The 26,104-nt window shown below is 71.5% G+C and carries 25 protein-coding genes; 4 read left to right on the top strand and 21 right to left on the bottom strand.

Annotated elements, in window-relative coordinates; all coding sequences use genetic code 11:
- Positions 1-198: 198 nt before the first annotated feature.
- The 3 genes from AZE13_RS11725 to AZE13_RS11730 are packed head-to-tail and all read left to right on the top strand — an operon-like array spanning position 199 to position 1,428.
- On the top strand, positions 199-978 hold the full coding sequence (locus AZE13_RS11725; RefSeq protein WP_066929878.1) for a DUF2470 domain-containing protein: 780 nt from the start codon (positions 199-201) through the stop codon (positions 976-978).
- Positions 975-1,148 (top strand): hypothetical protein, encoded by a 174-nt coding sequence (locus tag AZE13_RS36850; RefSeq protein ID WP_181690324.1) that lies wholly within the window; start codon positions 975-977, stop codon positions 1,146-1,148. The genes AZE13_RS11725 and AZE13_RS36850 overlap by 4 nt, the downstream gene beginning before the upstream one ends.
- Position 1,149: 1 nt before the next feature.
- Entirely contained in the window at positions 1,150-1,428 is a 279-nt protein-coding gene (locus AZE13_RS11730) for a helix-turn-helix domain-containing protein (RefSeq protein WP_066929880.1), read from the top strand.
- A gap of 30 nt (positions 1,429-1,458) precedes the next feature.
- Here AZE13_RS11730 and AZE13_RS11735 read toward each other — a convergent pair whose 3' ends face one another.
- From AZE13_RS11735 to AZE13_RS11825, 19 genes are all read right to left on the bottom strand, one after another.
- Positions 1,459-1,683, bottom strand: coding sequence for a helix-turn-helix domain-containing protein (locus AZE13_RS11735; RefSeq protein ID WP_066929883.1), 225 nt, complete (start codon positions 1,681-1,683; stop codon positions 1,459-1,461).
- Positions 1,683-2,249 carry a DUF2975 domain-containing protein gene (locus AZE13_RS11740; RefSeq protein WP_181690325.1) on the bottom strand — a complete coding sequence of 189 codons (567 nt, stop codon included), beginning with the start codon at positions 2,247-2,249 and terminating at the stop codon, positions 1,683-1,685. Before AZE13_RS11740 ends, AZE13_RS11735 begins: the two co-directional genes overlap by 1 nt.
- A 135-nt stretch (positions 2,250-2,384) precedes the next feature.
- Positions 2,385-3,107 carry a potassium channel family protein gene (locus AZE13_RS11745; RefSeq protein WP_079123914.1) on the bottom strand — a complete coding sequence of 241 codons (723 nt, stop codon included), beginning with the start codon at positions 3,105-3,107 and terminating at the stop codon, positions 2,385-2,387.
- On the bottom strand, positions 3,100-4,470 hold the full coding sequence (locus tag AZE13_RS11750) for a TrkH family potassium uptake protein (RefSeq protein ID WP_066929885.1): 1,371 nt from the start codon (positions 4,468-4,470) through the stop codon (positions 3,100-3,102). Before AZE13_RS11750 ends, AZE13_RS11745 begins: the two co-directional genes overlap by 8 nt.
- 249 nt (positions 4,471-4,719) lie before the next feature.
- Positions 4,720-6,027, bottom strand: a complete 1,308-nt coding sequence (locus AZE13_RS11755) for an SPFH domain-containing protein (protein ID WP_066929887.1) — start codon at positions 6,025-6,027, stop codon at positions 4,720-4,722.
- Complete coding sequence (locus AZE13_RS11760; protein ID WP_398780138.1) at positions 6,024-7,589, bottom strand: SPFH domain-containing protein; 1,566 nt, start codon at positions 7,587-7,589, stop codon at positions 6,024-6,026. Before AZE13_RS11760 ends, AZE13_RS11755 begins: the two co-directional genes overlap by 4 nt.
- Positions 7,590-7,950: 361 nt before the next feature.
- The gene (locus tag AZE13_RS11765; RefSeq protein ID WP_398780140.1) at positions 7,951-8,958 is read right to left on the bottom strand and encodes a 2-hydroxy-3-oxopropionate reductase; all 1,008 of its coding nucleotides are present in this window, start codon (positions 8,956-8,958) and stop codon (positions 7,951-7,953) included.
- Positions 8,886-10,088, bottom strand: a complete 1,203-nt coding sequence (locus AZE13_RS11770) for an NAD(P)/FAD-dependent oxidoreductase (protein WP_066929891.1) — start codon at positions 10,086-10,088, stop codon at positions 8,886-8,888. The genes AZE13_RS11765 and AZE13_RS11770 overlap by 73 nt, the downstream gene beginning before the upstream one ends.
- On the bottom strand, positions 10,085-11,494 hold the full coding sequence (locus AZE13_RS11775; RefSeq protein ID WP_066929893.1) for an FAD-dependent oxidoreductase: 1,410 nt from the start codon (positions 11,492-11,494) through the stop codon (positions 10,085-10,087). The genes AZE13_RS11770 and AZE13_RS11775 overlap by 4 nt, the downstream gene beginning before the upstream one ends.
- A complete protein-coding gene (locus AZE13_RS11780; protein ID WP_066929895.1) occupies positions 11,491-13,635 on the bottom strand; it encodes a molybdopterin oxidoreductase family protein in 2,145 nt (714 codons plus the stop codon). Before AZE13_RS11780 ends, AZE13_RS11775 begins: the two co-directional genes overlap by 4 nt.
- Positions 13,628-15,007: an MFS transporter gene (locus AZE13_RS11785; RefSeq protein WP_066929897.1), complete on the bottom strand. Its 1,380-nt coding sequence runs from the start codon at positions 15,005-15,007 to the stop codon at positions 13,628-13,630. Before AZE13_RS11785 ends, AZE13_RS11780 begins: the two co-directional genes overlap by 8 nt.
- Before the next feature lie 105 nt (positions 15,008-15,112).
- Positions 15,113-15,934, bottom strand: coding sequence for a PAS domain-containing protein (locus tag AZE13_RS11790; protein WP_147264645.1), 822 nt, complete (start codon positions 15,932-15,934; stop codon positions 15,113-15,115).
- Between the two features lie 115 nt (positions 15,935-16,049).
- On the bottom strand, positions 16,050-16,790 hold the full coding sequence (locus tag AZE13_RS11795) for an SDR family oxidoreductase (RefSeq protein ID WP_066929901.1): 741 nt from the start codon (positions 16,788-16,790) through the stop codon (positions 16,050-16,052).
- Positions 16,790-17,026 carry an acyl carrier protein gene (locus tag AZE13_RS11800; RefSeq protein WP_066929903.1) on the bottom strand — a complete coding sequence of 79 codons (237 nt, stop codon included), beginning with the start codon at positions 17,024-17,026 and terminating at the stop codon, positions 16,790-16,792. The genes AZE13_RS11795 and AZE13_RS11800 overlap by 1 nt, the downstream gene beginning before the upstream one ends.
- Positions 17,027-17,057: 31 nt before the next feature.
- Positions 17,058-18,206: a cytochrome P450 gene (locus AZE13_RS11805; protein WP_181690326.1), complete on the bottom strand. Its 1,149-nt coding sequence runs from the start codon at positions 18,204-18,206 to the stop codon at positions 17,058-17,060.
- Positions 18,203-18,625, bottom strand: coding sequence for a hypothetical protein (locus tag AZE13_RS11810; RefSeq protein WP_147264646.1), 423 nt, complete (start codon positions 18,623-18,625; stop codon positions 18,203-18,205). The genes AZE13_RS11805 and AZE13_RS11810 overlap by 4 nt, the downstream gene beginning before the upstream one ends.
- Positions 18,626-18,740: 115 nt before the next feature.
- Entirely contained in the window at positions 18,741-20,276 is a 1,536-nt protein-coding gene (locus tag AZE13_RS11815) for an amino acid adenylation domain-containing protein (RefSeq protein WP_066929910.1), read from the bottom strand.
- A gap of 41 nt (positions 20,277-20,317) precedes the next feature.
- The gene (locus tag AZE13_RS11820; RefSeq protein ID WP_066929913.1) at positions 20,318-20,686 is read right to left on the bottom strand and encodes a cupin domain-containing protein; all 369 of its coding nucleotides are present in this window, start codon (positions 20,684-20,686) and stop codon (positions 20,318-20,320) included.
- A 224-nt stretch (positions 20,687-20,910) separates the two neighbouring features.
- On the bottom strand, positions 20,911-22,161 hold the full coding sequence (locus AZE13_RS11825; RefSeq protein ID WP_258527750.1) for an MFS transporter: 1,251 nt from the start codon (positions 22,159-22,161) through the stop codon (positions 20,911-20,913).
- A 214-nt stretch (positions 22,162-22,375) separates the two neighbouring features.
- Between AZE13_RS11825 and AZE13_RS11830 the strand changes: the two genes are divergently transcribed.
- Positions 22,376-23,233, top strand: coding sequence for a hypothetical protein (locus AZE13_RS11830; RefSeq protein WP_066929915.1), 858 nt, complete (start codon positions 22,376-22,378; stop codon positions 23,231-23,233).
- 89 nt (positions 23,234-23,322) lie between these two features.
- On the opposite strand, the gene AZE13_RS11835 is transcribed toward AZE13_RS11830, so the two are convergent.
- Entirely contained in the window at positions 23,323-24,123 is an 801-nt protein-coding gene (locus AZE13_RS11835) for an ABC transporter ATP-binding protein (RefSeq protein ID WP_066929917.1), read from the bottom strand.
- The gene (gene leuA, locus AZE13_RS11840) at positions 24,120-25,916 is read right to left on the bottom strand and encodes a 2-isopropylmalate synthase (protein WP_066929919.1); all 1,797 of its coding nucleotides are present in this window, start codon (positions 25,914-25,916) and stop codon (positions 24,120-24,122) included. Before leuA ends, AZE13_RS11835 begins: the two co-directional genes overlap by 4 nt.
- Positions 25,917-26,104 lie beyond the last annotated feature (188 nt).

A 26,104-nucleotide genomic window follows, 5' to 3' on the forward strand; every position in this document is an offset into this window, starting at 1 on the left:
CCTCTTGCACATTCGGCACTTGAGGGCATGCCCACAATTCGGCCAGTCATCATCGGAGCCGAGGCGCCGTGACGGCCTGATCGGGCGGCCGCGCCGCGACTTTTGCGCCAAGGTCGGCCTCGGGGTTGGCTCTCGGCCCCGGACTTCGATAACTTAGGTAAGCCTAACCTAATGAAACCTTGACGGGCTGGAGGTCCGATGAGCGCTGCCGACACCTCTGCCACCGAGCCGGCCGCCGAACCGACCGCCGCGGAGCGGATCCGCTCGGTGCTGAGCCGTGCCGGATCGCTGACCCTCACCACGGACGGGTACCGCTGCGACCTGGTCGGCCTGCACACCGTCGACGAACGCGGCCGGTTGCGGATCCGGCTGCCGGCCGACAGTCCGCTGGCCGCACGGGCCGTATGCGCCCCACGCGGCACCCTCGCCGTGCTGCTGGAGTTCACCGATATCGCGCCCGCCGCGGTGCGCGACCGGGTGCGGGCCCGAGTGACCCTGTCGGGGTGGCTGACCCCCGATGCCGCCTCCGGATGCGGCGCCGGCGCCGGCGCCGCCGACGACGAAGGTGGAGCCGGCGCCCCGGACCTCCGCCTCGACGCCGTCCGCGCCACCCTCGAAACGGCCGACGGCACGGTCGCCGTCGGCCTCGACCAACTCGTCCTGGCCGCACCGGATCCCCTGGCCGCCGACGAAGCGGCGATGCTCACCCACCTCGCCGACGCCCACGAGGACGTGGTGGCGCAGCTGACCCGGCTCGCCGACCCGCGACTGCTGCACAGCGTCATCCGCGTACGTCCGCTCGCCCTCGACCGGTACGGCGTCACCCTGCGCTACGAATACGCCCGCGGCCACCGCGACATCCGCATCCCGTTCCCCGGGCCGGTGCGCGAGCCGGCCGACACCGGCGAACAGGTTCAGCGTCTGCTCGCCGCCGCCCGGACCTGCCCGCGCCGCCGCCGGGCGTCCTCCCGGCGATGACCCCGCACCACGCTTCGCCGCCGCCCGGCGGCCTGCCCGTCCCGCCCGCCCGGCCCGTCCCGTACGACCTCGTGGCGGCGATCATCCGCGCGGCGCCCCGGGCGGCCGCCCTCTCCACCCCACCGGAGGAACCCGTGCTCACCGTGCTCACCCCCCGACAGGCCGCCTGACGTGGCGGCATTCCAGGAGGGGGCGGCGGACCGGCGCCGGGCCGAGGTGTTCCTGGCGGCGTTACGGGCCGGCGAGACCGTGGCGCGCGCCGCGGCCCGGGCCGGTGTGTCCACCACGGCCCTCTACCGGCACAGAAAGCGCAACGCGTTGTTCGCCCAGCTGATGGAGCAGGCGCAGCAGGCGGGGCGGCAGGCCCGGGCCCGCGACCGGGAGCGCAGGCGGGCCCCGTTCCGGGCCATGCGCTACCGGTTGGTCCCACGGGACCCGCAGGAGCCGTGACGCCCGGACGGTCCGGCGGGCCCGGGTGGCTCACCGTGGGGTGAAGGTGAGCAACTCCGCGGGCTGGCAGTTCAGTTCGCGGCAGAGGGCGCTGAGCGTGCTGAAGCGGATCGCCTTGGCGCGGTCGTTCTTCAGGATGGAGAGGTTGGCGACCGTCACCCCGACCCGTGCGGCCAGTTCGGCCAGGGTCAGCCCGCGTGCCTCCAGCAGACGGTCCAGATGGCACTCGATCTGGTGCGGCTCCTCCGGCGGCATCAGACCAGCCCCTCGGTGTCGGCGCGCAGGCGGGCGCCGTTCTGGAACGCCGCGGACGTGGCGCCGACGAGGAGCGCCAAGAACATGGGCCCGACGTGGTAGTTCGTGTTGGGGGTGATCGCCTCCGCCATCGGCGTCGCCCGGGCCAGGAGGTTGGTGGTCATCATCTCCGTCAGTGGGACGAAGGCGCCGGTCAGCATGAGCGCGCCTGCGATGATGGCGAGGCGCCAGGTGTTCTGCGGGACGAAGAAGTCGCGGTGCCGGAAGGTGCGGGCCATCTGCAGGAGCACCGTGAGGATCACGACGACCAGCAGGCCGCCCACCGCTTCGGGGAGGACCAGGAGCAGGCGCTGGCCGAGGCCGGGGTTGCTGACGGCCAGCTCGGCGTAGTGGGTTCCGCGCAGTGTCACGGTTCCGGACGTCGTGACGCCGGGCAGCCGCGCGGCCGTGTCCACGACCACTTCGCGCGCTTCGGGCGGCGGCAAGGGGCCGGTGACGCGCAGGACCGGGAGGAGGACCTGGAATATCCCTACGAGCAACAGAGCTGCTCCGATGGTCAGTTCCATAATGTAGGTGTCTGCCCGCTTCCAGCGGGATATGTGCTTCATGCTCTCCAGCCCTTCCGGCCCCATATCGTTTTTCGATGCTATCGAAAAACGATATGGGGCTCAAGGTGGGAGGAGCGGCGGGCGCCCCGGCCCTCAGTCGAGTTCCGCGAAGGCCTCCACCGCCCGGGTCCTGCCGGTGACGATGATGACGTCACCCGTCACCACCACGGTCTCCGCGGTGGCGTAGGTGAAGTCCTGGCCCGCACGCTTGATGCCGACCACCGTCACCCCGTACTTCGACCGCACCTGGCTCTCGCCGAGCTGCCGGCCGGTGATGACCTCCGGGGTGACCGTCTTGACCAGTGCGTAGTCGTCGTCGAACTGGATGAAGTCCAGCATCCGGCCGGTCACCAGATGGGCGACGCGCTCGCCCATCTCGTGCTCCGGCAGGACGACATGGTGCGCACCCAGCCGCTCCAGGATCTGGCCATGCTGCCGGCTGACGGCCTTGGCCCAGATGTTCGGCACACCGGCCTCCAGCAGATTGGCGGTGATCAGGATGCTCGCCTCTATGTCGGTGCCGATGCCGACGACCGCGCTGGTGAAGTCGCTGACCCCGAGCTGCCGGAGGACCTCGGGGTCGGTGCAGTCGGCGACCGCGGCATGCGTGAGGGCGTCGCTGTACTTCTGGACGAGCTGGGTGTCGGTGTCGATGCCCAGTACGTCCCAGCCGCGGCTCATCAGTTCGTTGGCGAGCGAACTGCCGAACCGGCCGAGGCCGATGACGGCGACGCGCTGGTCCCCGGCGGGCTGGGCGTACTGCGCGGCGAGCCGCTTGCGGCGGCGCCGGCGCAGGGAGTGCAGGTAGTTACCCAATGACAGGTCGCTCCTCGGGTAGCTGGTAGCGGCGGGTCCGCTCGCGCAGGGCGAGGGCCGAGACCAGGGTGACGGGGCCGAGCCGGCCGACGAACATGAGCAGGATGGTGATCAGCCGGCCGGAGGTGGGCAGGTCGCCGGTGATACCGGTGGACAGCCCCACGGTGCCGAACGCGGAGACGACCTCGAAGAGCACCGCCTCGAAGGACGCCGTGGTCACGGTCAGCAGCGCGAGGGTCGCCGCCATCACCAGCCCCACGCCCAGCAGCGCCACGGTCAGCGCCTGCCGTACGACATGCGGCGCGAGCCGGCGCCCCAGGACCGCGGCGTGCGGCTCGCCCCGCACCTCGGCGAGCATGGCGGCGGCCAGGACCGCGAACGTGCCGACCTTGATGCCGCCGGCGGTACCCGCGCTGCCCCCGCCGATGAACATCAGCATGCAGGTGACCAGCAGCGTCGAGGGGTGCATCGCCCCGATGTCCAGGGCGTTGAAACCGGCGGTGCGGCTCATCGCGGAGTGGAAGAAGCCGTTGAGGAGTTTCGCGCCCCAGCCGAAGGGGCCCAGTGTGCCCTCGTTCTCCCACTCCAGCAGGCAGGTCAGCAGCGCGCCGGTGACCAGCAGGAGCGCCGTGGTGATCAGCGTGAGCTTGGTGTGCAGCGACCAGGTCCGCCGCCCCGTCATCCGCCGGCGGGTGCGGTGGCGCAGCAGCTCCAGCAGCACCGGGAAGCCCAGGCCGCCGAGGATGACCGCCACCGCGATCGGCAGTGTCACCCAGGGGTCCTGCGCGTACCCGGTCAGGCTGTCCGCGTGCAGCCCGAATCCGGCGTTGTTGAACGCCGACACCGCGTGGAAGAAGCCCAGGTACGCGGCCTCGCCGAAGGCGTCGCCGTAGCCGTAGCGGAAGCGCAGCGCGAGGAAGGCGCCCACCGCGAGCTCCACGATCAGCGTGGACCCCGCGACCCCGAGCAGGACCCGGCGTACGTCCCCGATGCCCAGGCTCTTGGTCTCCGCCTGCGCGGTGAGCTGCATCCGCAGCCCCAGTTTCCCCGAGGCCAGCAGCGCCAGCAGCGAGGCCAGCGTCATGATGCCGAAGCCGCCGACCTGGATCAGCGCGAGGATCACGCCCTCGCCGAAGCCGCTCCAGTACGTACCGGTGTCCACCACGACCAGGCCGGTCACGCACACCGCCGAGGTGGACGTGAACAGCGCGGTGACCGGATCCGTGGCGCGGCCCGTCTCGGAGGAGGCCGGAAGTGCCAGCAGAACGGCGCCGGCCAGGATCACCGCGGCGAAGGCCATCACGACGGTACGGGCGGGATGGGCGGTGAACACCCGCCACACGCGCGCCACGCGTCCTGCCACGTACCGACCTCTCCTCGCCACTGTGGATCAGCCGGAGCGCGGGGTGTCAATACCCCGTCAAGATCCGGCGGCGGCCACCCTACCCCGGGTGGGCTCAGGAGTTCGGTGATGAGCGGCCCTAGGCCGCGTGCCGGTGCTCACCCGGGCCGGTGACGGATCGCTGTCCGGCCGGCGGAACCGGTGGGAACGACCGCCGGCCGTCCCCACCGGCCGCCGCCGCGGAGCGGGCGGCCCGCCCCGGCGTCCGGGCTACTCGCCGTCCGCCGGGCGGAGAGCCGTGCTCACCGGCGGCAGGGCCGTCAGCCGCGGCAGCAGCTGGGCGGTGAGCAGGGTGGAGAGCGCCGAGGTGTCGGTGCCCGCCCCCGTGCCGTCCGTGCGGACGACCACCGGCTGCGGGGCCTTCCCGGCGAGGATCGCACCGACCTCGAGCCGCCGGCGGGCCAGTTCGTACTGGAGCACCGCGCGGTTGTCGCGGTACGCCTGCGCCAGGCGGCGCTGGGCGCGGGCCTCGTTCTCGGCGGAGATCAGGCCGCTGCGGCCGCGGGTCTCGATCTCGAAGCGGACCTTCTGCGCGTTGGTCTCCTGCTCCTCCAGGAGCTGGGCCACCTCCTCACGGGCCTTGTTGAGCGCGGCCTTCACCTCGACGATGCGCGCGTCGCGCACCTTCTTCGCCCGCTCGATGTCCATCTGGAGGCTGTCGATGCGCCGCTTGCGCGTCAGCCCCCACTCCTGCTCGTACGCGGCCCGCTCCTTGGCGACCCGCTCCCGGGTGGCGAGGTGCTGCTGGTACTGGGCGGGCAGCTGGACGTCGGGGATGTTGGAGCCGGTGATGCGGACCCCGTAGCGGGAGAGCTGACGGTTGAGCAGCTCCTGCATATCGTCCACGTCCGAGCCGCGCAGGTCGTACGCGCGCTCGGTGCGCACCTGGCGGCCGCGCTGGCGGATGGCGTCCTGCACCGCGCTGGAGAGCACCAGGTCGAAGTTGCCCGCCCCGATGGTCCGGACGAACAGCACCGCGTCGGTGATCTTGAACTTCAGGAAGAACTCGATCGAGCGGAGCGGGACGTTCTCCCGGGTGGGGCAGGCCACCACCGGTGCCGAGTAGGGGATCTCGGTGGCGGTGTCCACTACGAAGTCGACCCGCGACCACGGGTGCCACAGGTAATGCCGGCCGGGCTCCAGCGTGCGGGTCACCGCTCCGTAGCGGGTGAGGACACCGGTCGTGCCCTGCTCGATCTCGGCGATGGACGAGCGCCACCACCACAGCAGACCGGACAGCACCAGGACCGTGCCGAAGGCGTAGCCGACGGTGGCCAGCACGCCGTAGGCCACACCGGCCAGGCCGTCCGACGCGCCCAGACTCAGCATCACGCCGGACAGCAGCGAGAACACCCCGAGCCACAGCAGCAGCATCCACCACAGCCGGCGCCGGTGGTGGCGGGGGATGATGACGGGCACCAGCTTGCCCGCCTCGCCGCCGCGCAGCAGCTGGCGGATCTCACTCCAGGGGGCCACCTCCTCGGAGATGACCGACCTGCGGTTCTGTGCGGTGCTCACTCGCCGCCCTCCTCGGTTGCGTCCCCGTACTCCGGTGCGGCCGGTGCGTGCCCGGTCTCCGGGTGCCCGCCGGCCGCCTCGGCGAGCCCTGCCGGGTCTCCTTCGGCGTGCCCTGCCGGGCGTGCGTCCGCCTGCCCTTCGGCAGCGGCGGGTACGGTCGGCCGTTCGGCCTCCAGCAGAGCGGCGATCTCCGCCTCGCGCCCGGAGATCCGGTCGGTGACCTCCGCCAGACGTGCGCGCACGGCGGCCATGTCCTCGTCCGAGAACAGCTCCGTGCCCCGCTCGCCGACCAGCTCCCGCGCCAGCGCCAGGAAGTCGACCCCCGCGGCGTCATCGGTCCCGGACGAGCCGCCGATCCGGACGAGCCGCGGCAGATGGTCCGCGACCTCTTCCAGCGTGTCCAGCACCTGCTGCTGGTAGCGGTACTCCAGGATCTCCGGGGCCTCGGCCGCGGTCACCGCGCGGATGTCCAGCGCCTGCGCCTCCAGCAGCGCCGCATTGGCCTTGGCCTCCGACTCGGCCTGGACGTACCGCTGCCGGGCGAGCGCCCCGGCCCGGTTGGTCTCCCGCTCCACCGCGGTGTCCATCTGCGCCTGGTACTGCGCGATATCCGCCATGATCGCGGAGAGCGTCTCCTGACGGGAGGCCAGCTCCTTGGTCAGGTCGCCCTCGTCCTGTTCCTTGCGGAGGGTGAGCGCGTACTCGTGGGTGTAGGCGTCCTTGGCGACCCGCACCATCTCCGGTGCGGCCAGGTCCATGCGGTAGCCGCGGTCGGAGGGCTCGGCGTGCGTGATGTTGGCGTTGGTCAGCTCCACCGCGGGCCGGAACTGCTGGTTCAGCTGCTCCAGCAGGCGGCCGGTGTCCTCGCCCACCATGTCGTAGATGCCCGCCGCCTCCTGCTCGTAGATGAGGCTGCGGATGGTCTCGCTCACCGCGTTGCTCAGCTTCTCGTCGAAGCCGCGCACCGCGCCCAGCGTGTAGACGAACTCCACCGGGTCGCTGATCCGGAACTGGATGAACAGGTCGATGGACGCCTTCACCCCGCCCTTGGTCGGTGCCTCGCGCACCGGCGCGTTGAACGGGTACTCACGGGTGGTGTTGATGATGTACGACACCCGCTTCCAGGGATTGAGCAGGATCACCCGGCCCGGGCCCACCACCTGCTCCAGCTTCCCGAAGCGGGTGATCAGCGCCTGGCAGCCGTCCGGCACCATCACCATGCCCTGCCGCCACCACACGAAGGCCACCGCCGCCAGCGACAGCAGCCAGTAGTGGATCCCGAAGAGCGGGTGGGTGACCACGTCACCGCCGGCCGCGGCGACGATGCCGCCGCCCACCGCTCCCACGACCAGCAGCAACAACACCGGCAGCATGCTCAGCAGCGAGCGGCCGCGCGGCATCACCATCGGGCAGATCGCATGGACCTGCCGTCCGTCCTCGCGCCGCTGCTCGCTGCGGTTGAGCGCCTCCCGCGCCTCGTCCAGCGGCACGGTCTGCTGGGTCATGATCGTGTCGATGCTGCCGCCCTGCTCGCGGGCGGCGGGGAAGTCGGCGGGGTCCATCCCGTCGCCCGTCGACTCGCTCGCCTCGCCGGGGCCGCCGGCTGCCCGGCCGGCCCCGGCCGCCTGCTCCGCCGTCAGCCGGCCGGCGTCGATCCCGGTACGGCGTCGCAACTCCTCCTCGGCGACGCCCCGCAGCCCGGTGTTGTCGGACACCGCCCGTGCGAACTTCCGCACGCTCTGGCTACCTGCCACAAATCCCCCTTTGTTTCTCTCGCTTCCACGGCCTGCGGATGCAGCGCCCGTACGTCCCTCCCGTCCCCGCGCACGGCATCGCTCGGGGAGGGAGTGGGGGGCGAGTCTACGTACCCGGCGGAGGCGGGCGGCGACGCGGTCCGATCCGGGCTGATCCCCAAGACGCGGCCTACCGCTCGTGGCCGTATCCGCTGAGGAGTTCCACGCCGCGGAGCACGGCGGAGTGATCGAGGTCCGCGTCACCGCGGGCCACCGAGGAGGCGATCAGCTGTGCGGCGGTGCTGCCGAGCGGGAGGGCCGCACCGAGGGCGCGGGCGGTCTCCGTGACGATGCCCATGTCCTTGTGGTGCAGCCCCATGGTGAAACTGGGCGTGTAGTCCCGGGCCACGAAGTTGTGCTTCTTGCGGGCGAGGACCTGGGAACCGGCGAGCCCGCCGCCGAGCACGTCGAGGGCCGCCTCCAGCGCCACGCCCGACTTCTCGAGAAAGACCACGGCCTCGGCGCAGGCCTGCATGGTGACCGCGACGATCAGCTGGTTGGCGGCCTTCACGGTCTGGCCGACGCCGTGCGGCCCGCAGTGCACGACCGTCCTGCCCAGGGCCTCGAAGACCGGCCGGGCGTCCTCGAAGTCGTCGTCCTCCCCGCCGACCATGATCGACAGGATGCCTTCGACCGCCCCCACCTCACCGCCCGCTACCGGGGCGTCCAGGACGCGGATGCCGTGCGCGGCCGCGCGGCCGGCCAGCGCGGTGGAGGTCTGCGGGGCGACAGTCGACATATCGATCAGCAGCGTCCCGGGCCGGGCCTGGGCCAGCACCCCCTCGGGCCCGTACGCGACCTCCTCGACCTGAGGGGTGTCCGGGAGCATGGTGATGACCACGTCCGCGTCGCGGACCGCGTCGCCGATCGACGCCACGGCCCGGCCGCCCGCGGCCAGCAGCGGGCCCTGCCTGCCGTCCGTGCGGTTCCAGCCGTGCACGGTGTACCCGGACCGGGCGAGGTTGACGGCCATGGGGCTGCCCATGGTGCCCAGGCCGATGAAGCCGATCGTCTTCAAGGCGAACTCCTTGCTGTGGGATTCGGGAAAAGGGGGATAAAGGAGGATCAGGAGAGGAGGAGCTGTTCCAGGTCCGCGGGGGGCTGCCGGCCGACGAAGGACGCGAGGGTGCGCGGGCAGCCGGTGCCGCCGGCGAGCATCCCGCCGAGGAGCACACCGGTGTCCGGCCGCAGCAGGACCTTGGCGTAGTGGCTGGTGCCCTCGGCGAAGACGACATCGAGCGCCCCGTCCTCCGCGGGGCGGGTGGCGCCGAAGGTTGCCACGTTCACGCCGAAGAGCTTCAGCGCGGTGAAGGTGTCGGCGCCGTCGAAGGGTGCGGCGCCGCGGCCCGTCAGCTGGTCCGCCACGGTGTCCGCCATCCGGTATCCGGGGGCGACCAGGCCATGGCAGCGTCCCTGGACGGAGGCGCATTCGCCGATGGCCCAGACGCGCTCGTCGCGGGTGCGGCAATGGCCGTCGACGGCGAAGCCGCCGCGTTCGCCGCGTTCCAGTCCCATGGCGGCGGCCAGGTCGTCCCGGGGGCGGACCCCCGCGGCGAAGACCACGAGGTCGGTCTCCAGACGGGTGCCGTCGGAGAGCGTCACCCCGCGCACCGTGCGGTCGGCGCGGGCGTCGACCGACGCGGTGGCGGTGCCGCAGCGCAGCCGCAGGCCGAGGCCGGTGACCTGCTCGTGGAGCACCTGTGCCGCGCCGGCGTCGAGCTGGGCCGGCATCAGATGCGGAGCGGTCTCCACGATGTGCGGGCGCATCCCCAGCAGGCGCAGGGCGTTGGCCGCCTCCAGGCCGAGGAGCCCGCCGCCGATCACCACGCCGGGCCGGCCGGCGCGGGCGGCCGCGCGGATGGCGTCGAGGTCGTCGAACGTGCGGTAGACGAAGCACCCCGTCAGGTCATGGCCCGGGACCGGCGGCACGAACGGGCGCGAGCCGGTGGCCAGGACCAGGGCGTCGTACGCGACCTCGTCGCCTTCGGCGGTAGTGACCGTACGGGCCGCCCGGTCGGCCGACACCGCCGGGCAGCCGAGGCGCAGTTCCGCACGGGAGCCGTCGAACACGTCCCGCCCGCCGAGGGTGAGGTCGTCCCTGCTCTTGCCGTCCAGGTAGGAGGAGAGGGCGACGCGGTCATAGGCGGGGTGGCGTTCCTCCGCCAGCACGACGACGCGCCAGGCGCCCGCGCCGTCCATGGCCCGTAGCCGGTCGACGAGCCGGTGGCCCACCATGCCGTGGCCGACGACGACGAGCGTGCGCGTCACGAGGCCTCCCTCAGCTCGTTCCGGGACCCGCGGGCCCAGGCGCCGCACAGCTCCCGCACCCGCTCGCCGCAGCCGCCGCACCCGGTCGTGGCGCGGGTCGTCGCGGCGAGCGCCGCGACGGTGCGGGAGCCCGCCCGCCAGGCCTGGTGGAGGGCGCGTTCGGTGACGCTGTTGCAGAGGCACACCAGGGCGTCGCCGTCCGCCTCGGCCTCGTCCGACGCGGGTCTGGGCGGCCAGCCGAGGAGCAACCCCAGCCGGTCGGTGGGCAGTTGCTGCCGCAGCCGGTGCAGGCGGCCGATCGTGGCGGTGGCCCGCGGCAGGCCGAACAGCACGGCCCCGACAACGCGGTCGTGCCGCAGCGCGAGTCGGGCGTACCGCCGGCCCGCCCGGTCGGTGAGCGTGACCAGGCGGGTCCCGGGCCGTGCGAAATCGGCCGGTGAGCCGATGCAGGACACGTCCGCCGCCTGGGTGCGCAGCCGGAGCGACGGCGGGACGGCCCGGTGGGCCGTGCCCCGTCCGGTGAGGATCCTCGCGAGGGCGTCGGCCTGCTCCAGCGCGGCATCGGTGCCCGCCATGGCCCGGCCCTCGTGCTCGGCGCAGTCGCCGATGGCGTGGATGTGCGGGTCACCGGTGCGCAGCCGTGCGTCGACGACGACGCCCGTGCCGATGTCCAGGCCCGCCTTGCGGGCGAGCCGGACATCGGGGGTGGCACCGGCGCACAGGACGAGGGTGCCGGCCCGGAGGGTGGTCCCGTCGTCCAGCCGCAGCTGACCCGGTGTACGCCGCACGGCGGTGCGGCCGCCGAGCACGGTGACCCCGGACCGCTCCAGTTCCTCGGTGAGCATGCCGCCGCAGAGGTCGCCGAGGCGGTCGTGCAGGGGAGTGGGGCCGCCGCACACCAGCGTGGTCGTGGTGCCGCGGGCGGCCAGCGCGCTCGCGGTCTCCACCGCCTGCGGCCCGTCACCGAGCACCACCACGGTCCCGCCTGTGATCCGGTCGCAGTCGGCCGCGGTCCGCAGTGTGGTGACGCCGGCGGCGAGGCTGCCGTCGGGAGCGGTGACGCCGGGAACGCCGGGGACCGTGGGGAGCGCCTCCATGGCCAGCACGAGCGTGTCGTACGGGACGGCGGTCCCGGCCCCGCCGGCCACCGCCCGCACCTCCCGCCGCTCCCGGTCGATACCGGTCACGACGGCGTCCGTACGGACACCGATCCCGGGCGGGGGCGGCAGGCGCAGGTCCTTCGGGGCGCGCAGGGCCTCGATGACGGAGAGCGGGGACGGCCGGTGGTGGGCGGGCCCGGGTTCGGTCCCCATGACGGTGACGGTTCCCTCGTGCCCGTGGTGGCGGAGCCGTTCCGCGAACTGGTGGGCCGTCGGTCCGTTGCCGAGGACGAGGACGTGGCTCACGGTGTGGCTCCTGGCAGGGGTTCGAGGCGCACGGCGCACACTTTGAATTCCGGCATACCGCTGCGCGGGTCCAGCGCCGGGTGGGTGAAGAGATTGGCCCGGCCGTCACCGGGAAAGTGGAACGGGGCGAAGACGGTGTCCAGGCGCATCGTCGGATCCACCCGCACCCGGGCCGTCATGCTCCCGCGGGCCGAGGAGATCCGGGCGAGACTCCCGTCCACCACACCGGACCGGACCGCGGTATCGGGGTGGACCTCGACGAACGGCTCGGGAACGGCCCCGGTCAGCTCGGCCACCCGGCGGGTCTGCGCTCCGGACTGGTAGTGCGCCAGGACCCGGCCGGTCGTCGCGTAGAGCGGGTACGCGGGGCCGATGTCCTCGGCCGGCCCCTGGTGGTCGACGGCGGTGAACCGGGCCCGGCCGTCCGGGTGCGCGAACCGGTCCAGGAACAGCCTGGGCGTCCCCGGATGCCGACCGGGCGCATCCGGGCAGGGCCAGTGCAGGCTCTCCCGGGCGTCCAGCCGCCGGTACGAGATCCCCGAGTAGTCCGCCCGGCCGCCCCGGGACGCGGCGCGCAGCTCGTCGAAGACCTCCCGCGGGTCGGCGGACCAGCGGCCGGCGGGTTCACCGAGCCGCACCGCGAGATCCCGCAGCACCTCCAGGTCGCTGCGTACCTGCGGCGGCGGCGACAGCAGGGCACGGCGGCGCAGTACCCGGCCTTCCAGGTTGGTCAGCGTGCCCTCCTCCTCGGCCCACTGCGTGACGGGCAGCACCACATCCGCCATCCGGGCCGTCTCGGACGGCACGAAGTCGGCCACCACGAGGAGATCGAGGGCGGCGAGCCGGTCGGTCAGGTGCGCGGAGCGGGGCGCCGAGACGACCGGGTTCGAGCCGAACACCAGCAGACCGCGGGGCCCGTGCTCACCGCCCAGCGCGTCCAGGAGTTCATAGGCGCTGCGTCCGGGACCCGGCAGCCGATCCGGTGTCACGCCCCAGACGCCGGCGACGTGGGCGCGCGCCGCCGGGTCGGTGATCGAGCGGTAGCCCGGCAGCTGGTCGGCCTTCTGCCCGTGCTCCCGGCCGCCCTGGCCGTTGCCCTGCCCGGTCAGACACCCGTATCCGCTGCCGGTGCGCCCCGGCAGGCCGAGGGCGAGCGCGAGGTTGACGAAGCCCGCCACGGTGTCGGTGCCGGTGCTGTGCTGCTCCACCCCACGGCCGGTCAGCACATAGGCGTTCCGGGCCCCGGCGAGCATTCGGACGGCTCTGCGCTGGTCGGACGCGGGCACACCGGTGAGCGCCTCGACCCGCTCCGGCCACCAGGCCATCGCCCGGCGCAGTGCGTCGTCGAAGCCGCGGGTGCGGGTACGGATGTAGTCCCGGTCGAGCAGCCCGTCGACGGCGGCGATGTGCAGCAGGCCGAGCGCGAGCGCCAGATCGGTGCCGGGCGCGGGCTGCAGGTGCAGCGCCGCACGGCGGGCGGTGGCGGTCCGCCGCGGATCCATGACGATCAGCTCGGCCTGGTCGAGGTGCTGCATCAGGGGCGGCATGGTCTCGGCGACGTTCGCGCCGGCCAGCAGTACCGTCTGTGCTTCCCCGAGGTCGGTGACCGGGAAGGGCAGCCCCCGGTCCAGGCCGAAGGCCGCGTTCCCCGCCGCGGCGGCGGACGACATGCAGAACCGGCCGTTGTAGTCGATCTGGCTGGTGCCCAGGGCGAGCCGGGCGAACTTGCCGAGGAGGTAGGCCTTCTCGTTGGTGAGACCGCCGCCCCCGAACACCGCCACCCCGTCCGGGCCGTGCCGGTCGCGGATGCCGCGCAGGCCCTCGGCGACCCGGTCCAGCGCCACGTCCCAGGAGGCCTCGGCGAGCCGGCCGTCGGGGCGGCGGACCAGCGGACGGGTCAACCGGTCGGCGGCGGACAGGACTTGAGGAGCGGTCCACCCCTTCTGGCACAGCCGGCCACGGTTGACGGGGAAGTCGGCGGGCCGCACCGTCACCTCGGCCGCCCGCGCGCCGCGCAGCCGGGTACCGCACTGCAGGGCGCAGTAAGGGCAGTGGGTGTCCGACTCCGGTACGGAGCGGGGGTCCGGCTCGGGTGCGGATGGCGTGCCCGACTCCCTTACAGGAAGGGGAGGTTCAGACATGGCTGACTTCCCTGGCGGTCCCCGCGGGGTCCCCGCTGCCCGCGGGCCGCCGGCGCAGGTAGACGGCCCGGATCACCGCCACGCACAGCGCGTAGTAGGCGAGGAAGGCGAAGAAGGCCGGGGTGCCGGAGCCGGAGCCGTCCGCGTAGGAGAGTTTGAAGGCGAGGTTGATGGCGGCGCCGCCGAGTCCGCCGATCGCGCCGGCGATCGCGATGACCGCGCCGGACAGCCGGCGGGCCCGGGCGAAGGCACCGTGCGCGTCGTGGCCGGAGGTGATCTCGTCCTCGGCCGCCTTGGCGAAGACCGCCGGGATCATCTTGTACGTCGAGCCGTTGCCGATGCCGCTGAGCACGAAGAGCGCGGTGAACCCGGCGACGAGCAGGCCGAAGGAGTGCAGGCCGGCGGCGACGACGAGCACGGCGGTGCCGGCGCCCATGCCGAGGAACGTCCACAACGTGACCCGCGCACCGCCCAGTCGGTCGGCCAGCCGGCCGCCCAGCGGGCGGGAGAAGGAGCCGAGCAGCGGACCGAGGAAGGTGTAGCCGACCGCTTCCAGTGGGGTGGCACCGAACTCGTTCTGCAGGACGAGGCCGAAGGCGAAGCCGTAGCCGATGAACGAGCCGAAGGTGCCGACGTACAGGAGCGATATCCACCAGGTGTCACGGTGCCGGACGGCCTCGCGCTGGGCGCCGGGATCGGCCCGTACCGCGTCCACGTTGTCCATCTTCCAGGCGGCCAGCAGCGCGATCAGCACGATCAGCGGCAGGTAGACGGCCGCGACGTAGGACGGGTGGGTGTTTCCGGCGACGGAGATGACCGCGAGTCCGATGAGCTGGACCGCCGCCACACCGAGGTTGCCGCCGCCCGCGTTGAGGCCGAGGGCCCAGCCCTGGTGGCGCTGCGGGTAGAACGCGGTGATGTTCGTCATCGACGACGCGAAGTTGCCGCCGCCGACTCCGGCCACCGCGCCGATCGCCAGGAACACCCAGAACGGGGTGCCGGGCCGCTGGACGAAGTACAGGGCCAGCAGCGTGGGGACGAGCAGGATCCCGGTGGCGAACACGGTCCAGTTCCGCCCGCCGAACCGGGTCACCGCGTAGCTGTAGGGCAGGCGCAGCAGCGAGCCGACGACGGTCGGGGTGGCCACCAGGAGGAACTTCTGGCCGGGGTCGAAGCCGAAGCCGATGCCGGGGGAGAGGAACAGGACGAGTACGGACCACAGTGTCCATACCGAGAACCCGATGTGTTCGGAGAGGACGGACAGGATCAGGTTGCGGCGGGCGATGCGGTGGCCGCCCTGGTGCCAGGCGTCTTCGTCCTCGGGGTTCCAGCCGGTGAGCCAGCGGCCCCGTCCGGCGGGTGTGTCAGCCATGGTGCGCTCCAGGTGGGTGAGGGGTTCCGGGACGGGCCGGGCCCCGGCGAGAGCTGCTCACCGGGGCCCGGCCTGTGCTGCGGCCCGAAACGGAGGTCTGACGGCTCAGAAGTTCAGGTCCAGCGCCTTGACCTTGTCCCGCGCGCGCTCCGGGTCGCTGTCGGGGAAGACGAAGCAGCGGGTGTTCTTGAGCTTGTCGTCCTCGACCTTGGCGGTGGAGAAGATCACCACGGGTACCCGCTCGCCCTTGTTGAGGAAGTCCGCACGGAAGTCGATGATCGGCGCGTCCTCGCCCCAGCGGCCGAGGAAGTCCTCCACGACCTCCTGGTCGGCGTAGATGTGGCGGATGTGGTGGCCGACGTAACTCTCCGGCTTCTCGGTCGCACCGACGATCGCGATGTCCTTCCAGTTCGCGTGGGCGACGGTGCCGTCCTCCTCGATGAGGTGGATGGCCACCGGGCAGGTGTCGTAGTACGCCTGGATGAACGGGACGGCATCCGCGCCCGCCGGCGAGTAGGCCGCGTTGGCCTGGTCCACCTGGCCGATCCACGCGGTGGCGGTGGAGGTGCCCTCACCGGCCCGCGGGGAGGGGGTCGGGTGGGTGGTGACGGGGCGCAGGGCCCAGAACCCGTAGGTGGCGCCATCCACCCGGCCGAAGCCGACGTTGGCGTACCCGGAGGTGAAGTGGGGGTTGGCGAAGGTGGCGGGGAGATTCTCCACCGGCTTCCCGGCCGCCAGGAGGGCGGCGTAGCCCTCGACGCCCAGCGCCTCGGCGAGCTTGCTGCCGGGTGCGGCGTGGCCCGCGAGGAGCTCCGTGGCGGCCTTGTTCGCGAGGACGACCAGGCCCTCGGCGTCGGTCACCAGCATGGCGGGCGAGGCCCAGTTGAACAGGTCGAGAAGCTGCTCGGAGGAGGGGTATGCGGACATGGTGAGGTACACCCTTCTGTCTTCTGCGGTGATGGGATTTCTGGGGGGATGGGAGGTGGGGGGATGTGCGGGGTGGTGGGGGAAAACGGAGGGGGTTGGGGGGGACGCCCTGCGGTTACAGGACTTTCCGGCTGTAGTTGAAGACCTGGCCGGTGGGCCCGTTCGACGGGAACTCGGCGATCGAGACGATCCACTCCGCCACGGTGCGCGGCGCCTTGAGCCAGTCCGTGCGGAAGCCGTCGTTGATGGCGCGGATGATCTGGTCGCTCACCTCGCCATCGACGTCCGCGAACGTCATGGAGGTTGCCACCGGACCCGGCCGCACCTCGTTCGCCACGACACCGTCCTCGGCGAACTCGGCCGAGCAGGCGCGCATCAGGGTGGTCAACGCGGCCTTGCTGGCCGCGTACGCCCACCGTTCCGGCTGGTAGCCGTTGGCCAGGCTGGCCCCGACGAACGTGAACGAACCGCCGCCGCCGAGCTTGAGCAGGGGAGCCGTCGCCTGGACCAGGCTCAGCGCCGTGTGCACGTTGTTCTCGTAGGCTTCCGCCGCCACCTGCCAGTCGACCTTGGGGAGGTCCACCGGGTCCGGTGAGACACCGGAGTTGAGCACCACGGCCTTCACCCGGTCCGCGGTCGTCCCGGACACCGAGGCCAGGGCCGTCTGTACCGCCGCGTCGTCCCGCAGATCGGCGATGCAGTCGAGGTAGCCCTTCTCCTGTGCGAGACGGGCGTTCCCGCGCCGGGAGAGCCCGACGACGGTGTACTCCCGGCGCAGGAACTCCGCCGCGACGGCCGCGCCGATCCCGGACGAGGTCCCGGAGACCACCGCGACGCGGGAGGTGTCCGCGGCCATCAGGCAGCCTGGAACACGGTCGTGTTGATCGCCCGCAGGGTGCGCATCGACTCGATGTTGATCACGCCCGGCTCCAGCTTCCGTCCGTGCAGGCGCTCGATCTCGATCACCATCTGGACGAACTGGAGGCTGGTCACCAGGCCGGACTCGACGAGATCCGTGTCGTCCTGGATGGCCACCGGCTCCTCGTGCAGGCCGCCGAGCCACTCCCGGAGCGATGCGAGCTTGTCTTCCACAGCTACCTTGTCTTCCACAGCTACCTCTCTCTTACTTTGCGGTGAACTCGACGGAGAACTCCGCCGGGTGGGCGAACGACTGGCTCTCCATGGCCATCCGGTCGCGGGTGATGACCACCTCCGAGCAGCGCTCGACGAGCCGCTCGATGAGCAGCGAGAACTCCGCCTTGGCGAGCATGGCGCCCGGGCAGGCGTGCGCGCCGACCGCGAACGGGATCGAGCCCTTCGGGCTCCGGCCGGCCAGGAACCGGTCGGGGTGGTCGAACACCCGTGGATCCCGGTTGGCTCCGGCGACCGACACCAGCACCGCCGAATGCCGCGGGATGCCGACGCCCTGCACCGTCAGGTCGTCGTGCGCGAACCGGACGATCGTCTGCACCGGCGGATACAGCCGCAGGACCTCTTCGATGAACCCGTCCCGGGCCGTCTCGTCCCGGAGTTCGTCCAGGGCGAAGATGGCGCGCCCCATGCAGTACACCAGCGAGGTGATGAAGGCGCTGCTGGTCTCGGTGCCGGCCAGGAAGAACAGCAGTGCCGTGGCGCGCACTTCGCTGTCGGTGAGGGTGATGCCCTTGCGGTCGCGGGTCCGCTCGATGGTCTCCAGGAGCGAATGGTCCCCGGCCGTGCGGGCGGCCCGCTGCTCTTCGATCAGCCGCAGCAGCTCGGTGACGTTGGTATGGGTCTGGTCGGTCTCCTCGGTGGGGTAGTCCAGGAGCCGGGCCAGCGGACGGGTCAGCTCGTGGAAGCGGTCCTCCAGGGACGCGTCGATACCGAGGATGGTGCACACGATGCCGTACGGGACCTTGTGCGCGAAGGTCCGGTGAAACGCGTCCGTCTCGGTGCCGGCGACGCCGTCCACCAGCGCGTCGATCAGCCCGGGCATCAGCGTCTGCTTGTACTCGGCTATCCGCGCCGCGGACAGGACGGGCGCCAGCAGGGCGCGGAAGGCCCGGTGGGCGGGGCCGTCGGCGTCGAGCACATTGGGCCCGAAGGCCCGTGCGCTGGCCTTGAGCGGGTGCTCGGCCACGATCCCGGGGTGGGTGAGGGCCTCCTGTACGGCGGCGTTGCCGGTGACGGCGAACAAGCCGCTGTCCAGCCGGTGCACGTCCGTACCCGCCGGCAGGCGCCGGTACCAGTACGGCTGCGCCAGCAGGCTCGCCGGGCTCTTGGTCGCGGTCATTCCGGGCATGTGACGGTCCCTCCGACGCCCAGCACGCCGATTCCTGCCAGCAGCCGCATCGCATCCAGCCATTCGGAATCGGTCAGGCCCATCGAGCCGGGCGCGGTGTAATGCGCGGTGAGCGTCCCGGTCTTTCCGCCGGGTACGGTGAACGCACAGTGGAACGTCGTCCCGCCGGCCGGGTCGGCGACGCTGTCGGCGCCGAGGGTGAGATCACCGAAGACCATGGCTATCTCGCCGGTGAAATTACGGCGGATGAGCTCGAACGCCAGCCGTAGGCGTTCCGTATGATCGGGCTGTTGCGCATATCTGTCGAGGAGAGCGTTCGCCGCTTCCATGACCCGCTCGATCCGGCGTTTGCTCTGAATGGATTCCAGCGCTACCGAGAATTTTTCTGCAGCGCGACTTTGCGTGCTCAACGTGACGTCCTTGCGTGGATGCAGGGTCGGAAAAGGGTGCGGGGAAAGAGTGCGGGGAAAGAGTTCTGGGAACACAGTGCGTGGAAGGGAGGAATGAAGGACTGCTGGACGGCTTTCAGGAGTGGTAGCCGAAGAGCGCCGAGAGTTCGCGCTTGTCGATCTTTGTGTTCTCCAGCAGCGGCATCGCGGAGACGAAGTGCACCTTGGACGGCACCATATAGGCGGGCAGCGTCTCTCTGAGCCGGCCCTGCATATCCTGCTCCGACAGGGCGGTGCCGGGTGATTCGGCGAACAGGATGATGCGCGGGGCACCGCTGCGGTCGGGGATCGGAATGACGACCGACCGCTTGCTTCCCAGGGCGTGGACGGCCGACTCGATCTCCGCCGGTTCGATCCGGTGTCCGGCGACCTTGATCTGGGCGTCCTTGCGCCCGGCGAAGCGCAGGCTGCCGGACTCGTCCAGCCGTCCCTGGTCGCCGGTCAGGTAGACCCGGCGCCGCTCCCCGCCGGCCTCGATGTCTCTGAAGGCGGCCGCGGTCGGCCCGGGCGCGTCCAGGTAGCCCAGCGCGAGCCCGGTGCCGCCGATGGCGATCTCACCTGGTTCGCCGCGCGGCACCACGGCGCCGTCCCGCACGATGTGCAGGTCCGTGCCGGGGACGGGAAGGCCGGCCGGGATGCCGTCCGGCGCTCTGGTGTCGGCCTCGGTGATGCGGTGGGTGCTGGCGAACACACAGGATTCGACCGGTCCGTACCCGTTGTACAGCTCGATACCGGGGTAGGCGTCGAAGAGCCTCCGGCAGCTTGCGGGAGAGGGTTTGTCGCCCCCGAGGAGGACGGCGCGCAGGCCGGCGAGGCAGTCGATGTCGCCGCCCGCGATGACGTCGAAGAGCGACGGGGTGAGGAAGAGGTGGGTGGCGCCGAAGTCGCTGATGTACGCGCGGATCGCCGGGGGCAGCAGCAGGTCTTCCGGGTGGCAGACCGCGGTGCCGCCGGTGAGCAGCATGCCCCACAGTTCCAGGGAGAAGGCGTCCCAGGCCACCGCCGCCGCGTGGATCATCACCGGTGCTTCGCCGAAGTCCATGAAGGGCTGCGGGGTGAACAGCCGGGTGGTCGCCTGGTGGGGGGAGAGGACCGCCTTCGGGGTGCCGGTGCTTCCGGATGTCCAGAAGACCGTCGCGCACGCCTCGGGCGCGACTTCCGGAAGCGGGCCGTCCGGGGTGCCCCGGGCCGCTGCCCGGTCACGTAGCCCGGTGAAGGTGAGGTGGTCGACGGCCGCCTGTTCCAGACGGGCGGAGCCTGCGGTGTCCGCCAGGACGACCTGGGGGCGCATGGCGCGCAGGAACTGGGCGATGCGCGGTGCCGGCCACCTCATGTCCAGGATTCCGTAGGCGCCGCCGGCCATCAGCACGCCCAGGATCGCCGAGGTCAGGCCCGGCGACCTGCGCGCCACCACGGGAACGACGGTGCCGGGCCGGACCCCGAGGGCGATGAGGCGGTGGGCGATGTGCCGGGCCTCGGCGGCGAGTTCCGCATAGGTCATCGCTCCGGACGCGGAGACGACGGCGGTGCGCTCGGGTAACTCCCGGGCGACCCGCGCGAACGCGCCATGGATGGTCGCCGCCTCGTTGGCCCGGCCGTACCTGCTGCTCATGATCGATTCCCCCGTTCGACGCTGTCGCTGACCGCCGGCGGTCAGTCGAACTTCATCGACGACGGAACGATCGAGCCCGGCGCGAGATCGAGCCGTGGCGGAGCGGAGAATTCGAGGAGAACGGCTCCCTCTTCTCCGACGAAGGTGGCCGTGTGCCGCTGGCGCGCCGGTATGTAGGCGACGTCACCGGCGTTGAGTTTGTACTCGGTCCCTTCGCAGACGAAGCGAATGGAGCCCTCGGTGACCACGACCCACTGCTCGTTCTCGTGCCAGTGCGGGGGGAGATTCAGATCTCCGGACCGGTCGGCCACGACCTTGAGGCAGGACATCTCCTGGCCGAATGCGAAGCGTCGGGCCAGGGCGATTCCTTCGGCCTTCAGCTCTTCATGGTCGTCCCAATTGATTTTCATCGGTCCCCGCCTTTGATCGCATGCCGAATGTGCACCACGGGAGCGTTTCGAGTCCGTCCGACTGGTTTTGCGGCGGCCTCTTCCCGAAGTGCTTTTGACGGTACGTGATCTACTGGCCAATGCTCAACGGGCGTTTCAAATGCCGGACAGCTTCGGGAAGTGCCGAGCGGCTTCGGGAAGTGAAGTGCGCGGCGCATCGGCAAGACGTCCATGGGGCGCGCCCGTCAAGCGTTTCGGGAATACTCCGGATCCGCGGCCGGCTCCGCTGATTGCGCTTGTGCTTGCGGTGCGGCAGCGGCACGGTCCGGAAGCCGGAGGGCGAAGAGGACCGGCACGATGAAGACGGCGAGCAGCGCGTAGAAGGTGGTACGCAGACCGGCCGCGTCCGCCAGCCAGCCGAACGCGGGGGAGCACAGGCCGCCCGCCGCCATCGCCAGCCCCAGCGTCAGTCCGCTGGCCGTCCCCGGACGGTTGGGCAAGTAGTCCTGTGCCAGGGTGACTTGGGCCGAGAACGGCAGGAACATCGCGGTGCCGAACACCACCGTGCTCAGGATGAGGACGGGGAACGCGGGGGCCCAGGCGATGCCCAACAGGGCGGGCAGGGCGACGAGATAGCCGACCCGGATGGAGGTCATCCGGCCGTACCGGTCGCCCATCCAGCCGCCCAGCAGCGTGCCGACCGCACCGGCCGCGGTGAAGGAGGTGAGGACGGCGGCACCCGCCCCGGCCGACTGCCCGAGACTGCGCTGGGCGTGCAGCGACACCATGGAGGTGACCATGACGTACGGGATGGACCAGCCGATGATGACGGCCACCAGCCGGACGAAGGACCGCCAGTCGTCCTTGCGGCCGGGATCGGCGGCCGACGCCTTCGACGGTTTCCCGGCGACCAGCGACACCGCGGGCGTGTGGCCCCGCCAGCGCATCCAGGGTCCCCGCAGCACCCAGAGCGCCGCCATGACCAGGGCGGGGATCGCCAGGAGGTAGCTGCTGTCGAAGCCCATGGCGCCGATGACCAGGGTGACCAGCGCCGGGGCGAGAGACCCGCCGAGCGTCCCGCCGACGGAGAAGACGCTCATGGCCTTCTGCGAGGATCCGCCGGCCGCCCGGGCCTCGCTGGTGGCGGGCGGGTGGTAGGCGGCGATGCCGATACCCGCCAGTGCGACACACAGCCAGGTGAGGAGGTAGCTGCCGGAGAGCCCGGCCGCCACCACGCCGAAGGCCGCGGTGCCGAAGCCGGCGGGCACCAGCCAGGACCGTGGCTTGCGATCGGACAGCACCCCGAACAGCGGCTGGAACAGGCTCGATACGCCGCTCGCGGCAAACGCGAGGCCGGAGACCTCGGCGTAGCTGTAGTGGCGCTGGGACATCAGGAGCGGCAGCATCGCGGGTATTGCGCCCTGATACAGGTCGTTGACCACGTGCGTACCGGCCAAGAAGCCGAGTTGCCCTTTTTTCATCCTGAACCCGTTCATCTCGTTCTTCGTCTTGCGTGGATCTGCAGACCTCAGGTGCTCAGGTCCTCAGAGGTGTTACCTTAGCGAGCGACATACACCGCGGCAATGTCCTTCCTGACCAGGTGAGTTAACCCTGGCCCGCCGCGCACCCCCCGCCCTCTCCGGCCGAGGCCTTCCGCGTAGCCGCGTACCCCTCCTCCCGGCCGGGGCCTTCCACGTAAAGGAACTTCCCATGAGCTTCAAGACCGGTGTCCGTACGTCAGAAGGGCTGGCGGCGCTGGCTGCCGAGCCCACCCGGCTCGTCGAGACGCTGGACGGTATCTGCACCCGGTGGGCCAGGAGCACCGGCGCCGGTGCCCTGACGGTTCCGCCGCTGCTCCCGGTCGCCGACCTCGCCGGGCTCGACGTCTACCAGAACTTCCCGCAACTCGCCCTCGTCGCCGGACCCTTGGACGTCACCGGTGCCGGAGTGGACCGGATCGGCCAGGAGGCCGCCGCGGGGAACTTCGGCGCCGGCACCCTGGGCCCGGCCGGACTCGCCCTGCCCTCCAGTGCCTGCTACGGGGTCTACCTGCACTACCGGCACCGGGAGGTCCCGGAGGAGGGCGAACTGGTGACGGTGCTGGGGCAGTGCTTCCGCAACGAGGACCACTTCGACGGGCTCCGCCGGCTCAAGGCCTTCCGGATGCGCGAGGTCGTCGCCCTCGGAACCCCCGAGCAGATGGCGGCCCACCTGGAGCGCTCCGCCCGTTTCGTCGCCACCCTGGCCGCGGAGATCGGCCTGCCCCTGGAACGGCGCACGGCGTCCGATCCGTTCTACGACCGGACGTCGGACCGCGCCACCTTCCAGCAGGTCGTCCCGGTCAAGTACGAGTACGTCTACCAGGACCTGGCCATCGCCTCGGTGAACACCCACTACACCTTCTTCGGCGAGCGCTGCTCCCTCCGGCTGCCCGGCGGCGGCGCGGCGTCCACCAGCTGTGTCGGCTTCGGCGTGGAGCGGTGGCTGCACGCCCTGGCCGATCACTTCGACGGGGACTGGGACCGGGCCCAGTACGCCGTCGAACGGGCTGGGAAGTCGTTGTTCTGAGTGCTGAACGGAGTTCCCCGGCCCGAGTGGCTGCCGGCGGTGCGCACGGGGGCGGCGCACCACCGGCAGCCGGTCCGATGGGCCGGCCCCTACGGCCTGGCCGGGCGGCGGGTCCGTACGCTCCACCGCCCGTCGGTGCGGGTGAGGTGGATCGGGTGGTCGAAGCACTTGCCGACCTGATCACTGGTCAGGACGTCGTCGACCGGGCCGGACGCCAGGCAGCGGCCGTCCCTCAGCAGCATGGCGTGCGTCGTACCGGGCGGCAGCTCCTCCAGGTGATGGGTCACCAGAACCGACGACAGCCCGGGGTAGGTGTGCTGAAGCGTGTCGATCCGTTCGATGAGCTGCTCCCGGCCGGCGACGTCGAGACCCGTGGCGGGCTCGTCCAGCAACAGCAGCCGGGGACTGGGCATGAGCGCGCGGGCGATCAGTGCCCGGCCGCGCTCGCCCTGGGACAGGGTGGGCCAGCGCGCGGCGCGGCGGTCGCCGAGCCCGAGCAGGTCGATGAGGCGGTCGGCCAGGTCGGCCTGCTCGGGTGTCGGGTTCCAGCGGGGAATGCGTTCGATGGTGTTGGTCAGCCCGGTCAGTACCACGTCCCGCACCTTCAGGGGCGAGCGCAGACCGTGGCGCGGGTCCACATGCCCCACGTAGGACCGCAGTTGGCGCAGGTCGACCCGGCCCAGCTCGTGTCCCAGGACTTCCACGGTGCCCCGGGTGGGATGGGCGAGCGCGCCGAGCAGGCTGAGCAGGGTGCTCTTGCCGGCGCCGTTGGAGCCGAGCAGCGCCCAGTGCTCTCCCGGCCGTACTGTCAAGGACACGTCGTGCAGGATCGGGTTGCCGTCGCGGACCAGGTCGACCCGGTCCACGCGCAGCACAGGGGATTCGGTCACGGTCGGGCCTGCCCGCCCCGGTTGACGGCCGCGAGGACGGCCTGCACCGACGCGGCCAGGATGGAGGTGTCCCACCCGGCTCCCCAGTGCGTGGCCCCGTCCACCCGGCATTCGGCGTAGGCGACGGCCGGGCTGCCGGGCCCCACGGTGGTGGCGTGCTCGGCGTAGTTGAGGATGTCCACGGAGATCCCGGCGGTGCCGAGGGCCTGGGTGAGGGCCGACAGCGGCCCGTTGCCGGTCCCCTGGTACGACCGGTCCTGCCCGTCCGCGTTCAGCACGCAGGTGAACGCGTGCTCCCCGGGCCCGGTTTCGGCGGTGTGCCAGGAACTCAGGGTGACCGGACCGTCCTGGGCCGGGGCGATGTAGGTGGTGCGGAACAGCTCCCACAGGTCCTCGTGCGAGAGTTCCCGCCCGCTGGCGTCGGTGGCCCGCTGCACCGTACGGGAGAAGTCCGGGCGCATCGTCTTCGGCAGGTCCAGGCCGTGGTGGGTGTGCAGCAGGTGGGCGATACCGCCCTTGCCGGACTGCGAGTTGATGCGGATCACCTCCTCGTAGGTACGGCCGATGTCACCCGGGTCGATGGGCAGGTACGGAACCTCCCAGGGCGCCTCCTCGGGCGGTACGCCCAGCTCCGCGGCCTGCTTGGCGTGATGGGCCATGCCCTTGGAGATGGCGTCCTGGTGGGTCCCGGAGAAGGCGGTGTGGACGAGGTCGCCGACGTAGGGGTGGCGAGGGTGGACCGGCAGCCGGTTGCAGTGCTCCACCACCTCGCGCACGGCGTCGATGTCGGAGAAGTCGATCATGGGGTTCACGCCCTGCGCGTACAGGTTCAGCGCCAGGGTGACCAGGTCGACGTTGCCGGTCCGTTCGCCGTTCCCGAACAGGCAGCCCTCCACCCGCTGCGCCCCCGCCAGGACGGCGAGTTCGGCGCAGGCGACCCCGGTGCCGCGGTCGTTGTGCGGATGTACGGAGAGGATCACCGCGTCGCGCCGTGCCAGGTGGCGGTCCATGTACTCGATCTGGTCCGCGTACACGTTGGGGGAGGCGATCTCCACCGTGGCCGGCAGGTTGTGGATCACCGGCCGGTCCGGGGAGGCCTGCCACAGCTCCGTCACGCTGTTGCAGACCTCCAGGACGTAGTCCGGCTCGGTGAGGTTGAAGACCTCGGGGGAGAACTCGAACCGGATATCGGCCCCCGGCTGCTCCTCGGCGCGCCGCATCAGGTAGGTGGCGGCTTCCAGGATCATGCCGTGGAGCTCGGTACGGGACCGCCCCAGCACCACGTTCCGCCACGTCGGGGCGGTGGCGGTGTAGAGGTGCACCACGGTGCGGGGGAGGCCTTCGACGGAGGCGATGGTGCGGTCGATCAGGTCGGGACGGGCGGCGGTGAAGACGGAGATGGTCACGTCGTCGGGCACCGCGCCGCTGGTGGCCAGATGGCGTACGAAGTCGAAGTCGGTCTGGCTGGCCGAGGGGTAGCCGACCTCGATCTCCTTGTAGCCCATCGTGACCATCAGGTCGAACATCCGGCGCTTGCGCTCGGTGTCCATGGGCTCGGCCAGCGCCTGGTTGCCGTCGCGCAGGTCGACGGGTACCCACTGAGGGGCCCGCTCGAGCCGGCGCGACGGCCAGGTCCGGTCCGTCAGGGGCAGGTTCACCCGGGCGTGCGCGGGCTGGTAGCGCTGGTGCGGCATCGCGCTCGGCCGCTGCGGGTTCCACGCCGGGGCGTCCGCGGGGACGGGCCCGGACGGGGTGCGCAGCGTGGGGAACGGAGAGGTCTGGGATGAAGCCATGGCGGCAGGAGTTCCTTCGGTCAGTCATCCGGCATCTGATGACCGGCACGACGCGGCACCCGCTGCGGGGAGCCGGTCGGTCAGGCCCCGCAGCGGCAGCCGAGAAGAAGAAGCTCGCGCAGCGACATGCCAGGTACAGTAACCACAGCCGAACACCTCAGACAACCCGAGAAGTGCAAAGAGAAGGT

Origin of the sequence: Streptomyces sp. NBRC 110611, from assembly GCF_001590865.1 — a bacterium.
Taxonomy (GTDB): Bacteria; Actinomycetota; Actinomycetes; order Streptomycetales; family Streptomycetaceae; genus Streptomyces.

Excerpts from the sequence above, each read along its gene's own strand:
- AZE13_RS11725 (WP_066929878.1), top strand. The coding sequence starts at position 199 with ATGAGCGCTGCCGACACCTCTGCCACCGAGCCGGCCGCCGAACCGACC.
- AZE13_RS36850 (WP_181690324.1), top strand. The coding sequence starts at position 975 with ATGACCCCGCACCACGCTTCGCCGCCGCCCGGCGGCCTGCCCGTCCCG.
- AZE13_RS11735 (WP_066929883.1), bottom strand. The coding sequence starts at position 1,683 with ATGCCGCCGGAGGAGCCGCACCAGATCGAGTGCCATCTGGACCGTCTG.
- AZE13_RS11740 (WP_181690325.1), bottom strand. The coding sequence starts at position 2,249 with ATGGAACTGACCATCGGAGCAGCTCTGTTGCTCGTAGGGATATTCCAG.
- AZE13_RS11760 (WP_398780138.1), bottom strand. The coding sequence starts at position 7,589 with ATGGACCCCGCCGACTTCCCCGCCGCCCGCGAGCAGGGCGGCAGCATC.
- AZE13_RS11780 (WP_066929895.1), bottom strand. The coding sequence starts at position 13,635 with ATGTCTGAACCTCCCCTTCCTGTAAGGGAGTCGGGCACGCCATCCGCA.
- AZE13_RS11785 (WP_066929897.1), bottom strand. The coding sequence starts at position 15,007 with ATGGCTGACACACCCGCCGGACGGGGCCGCTGGCTCACCGGCTGGAAC.
- AZE13_RS11790 (WP_147264645.1), bottom strand. The coding sequence starts at position 15,934 with ATGTCCGCATACCCCTCCTCCGAGCAGCTTCTCGACCTGTTCAACTGG.
- AZE13_RS11795 (WP_066929901.1), bottom strand. The coding sequence starts at position 16,790 with ATGGCCGCGGACACCTCCCGCGTCGCGGTGGTCTCCGGGACCTCGTCC.
- AZE13_RS11805 (WP_181690326.1), bottom strand. The coding sequence starts at position 18,206 with ATGACCGCGACCAAGAGCCCGGCGAGCCTGCTGGCGCAGCCGTACTGG.
- AZE13_RS11815 (WP_066929910.1), bottom strand. The coding sequence starts at position 20,276 with ATGAGCAGCAGGTACGGCCGGGCCAACGAGGCGGCGACCATCCATGGC.
- AZE13_RS11820 (WP_066929913.1), bottom strand. The coding sequence starts at position 20,686 with ATGAAAATCAATTGGGACGACCATGAAGAGCTGAAGGCCGAAGGAATC.
- AZE13_RS11825 (WP_258527750.1), bottom strand. The coding sequence starts at position 22,161 with ATGAACGGGTTCAGGATGAAAAAAGGGCAACTCGGCTTCTTGGCCGGT.
- AZE13_RS11830 (WP_066929915.1), top strand. The coding sequence starts at position 22,376 with ATGAGCTTCAAGACCGGTGTCCGTACGTCAGAAGGGCTGGCGGCGCTG.
- leuA (WP_066929919.1), bottom strand. The coding sequence starts at position 25,916 with ATGGCTTCATCCCAGACCTCTCCGTTCCCCACGCTGCGCACCCCGTCC.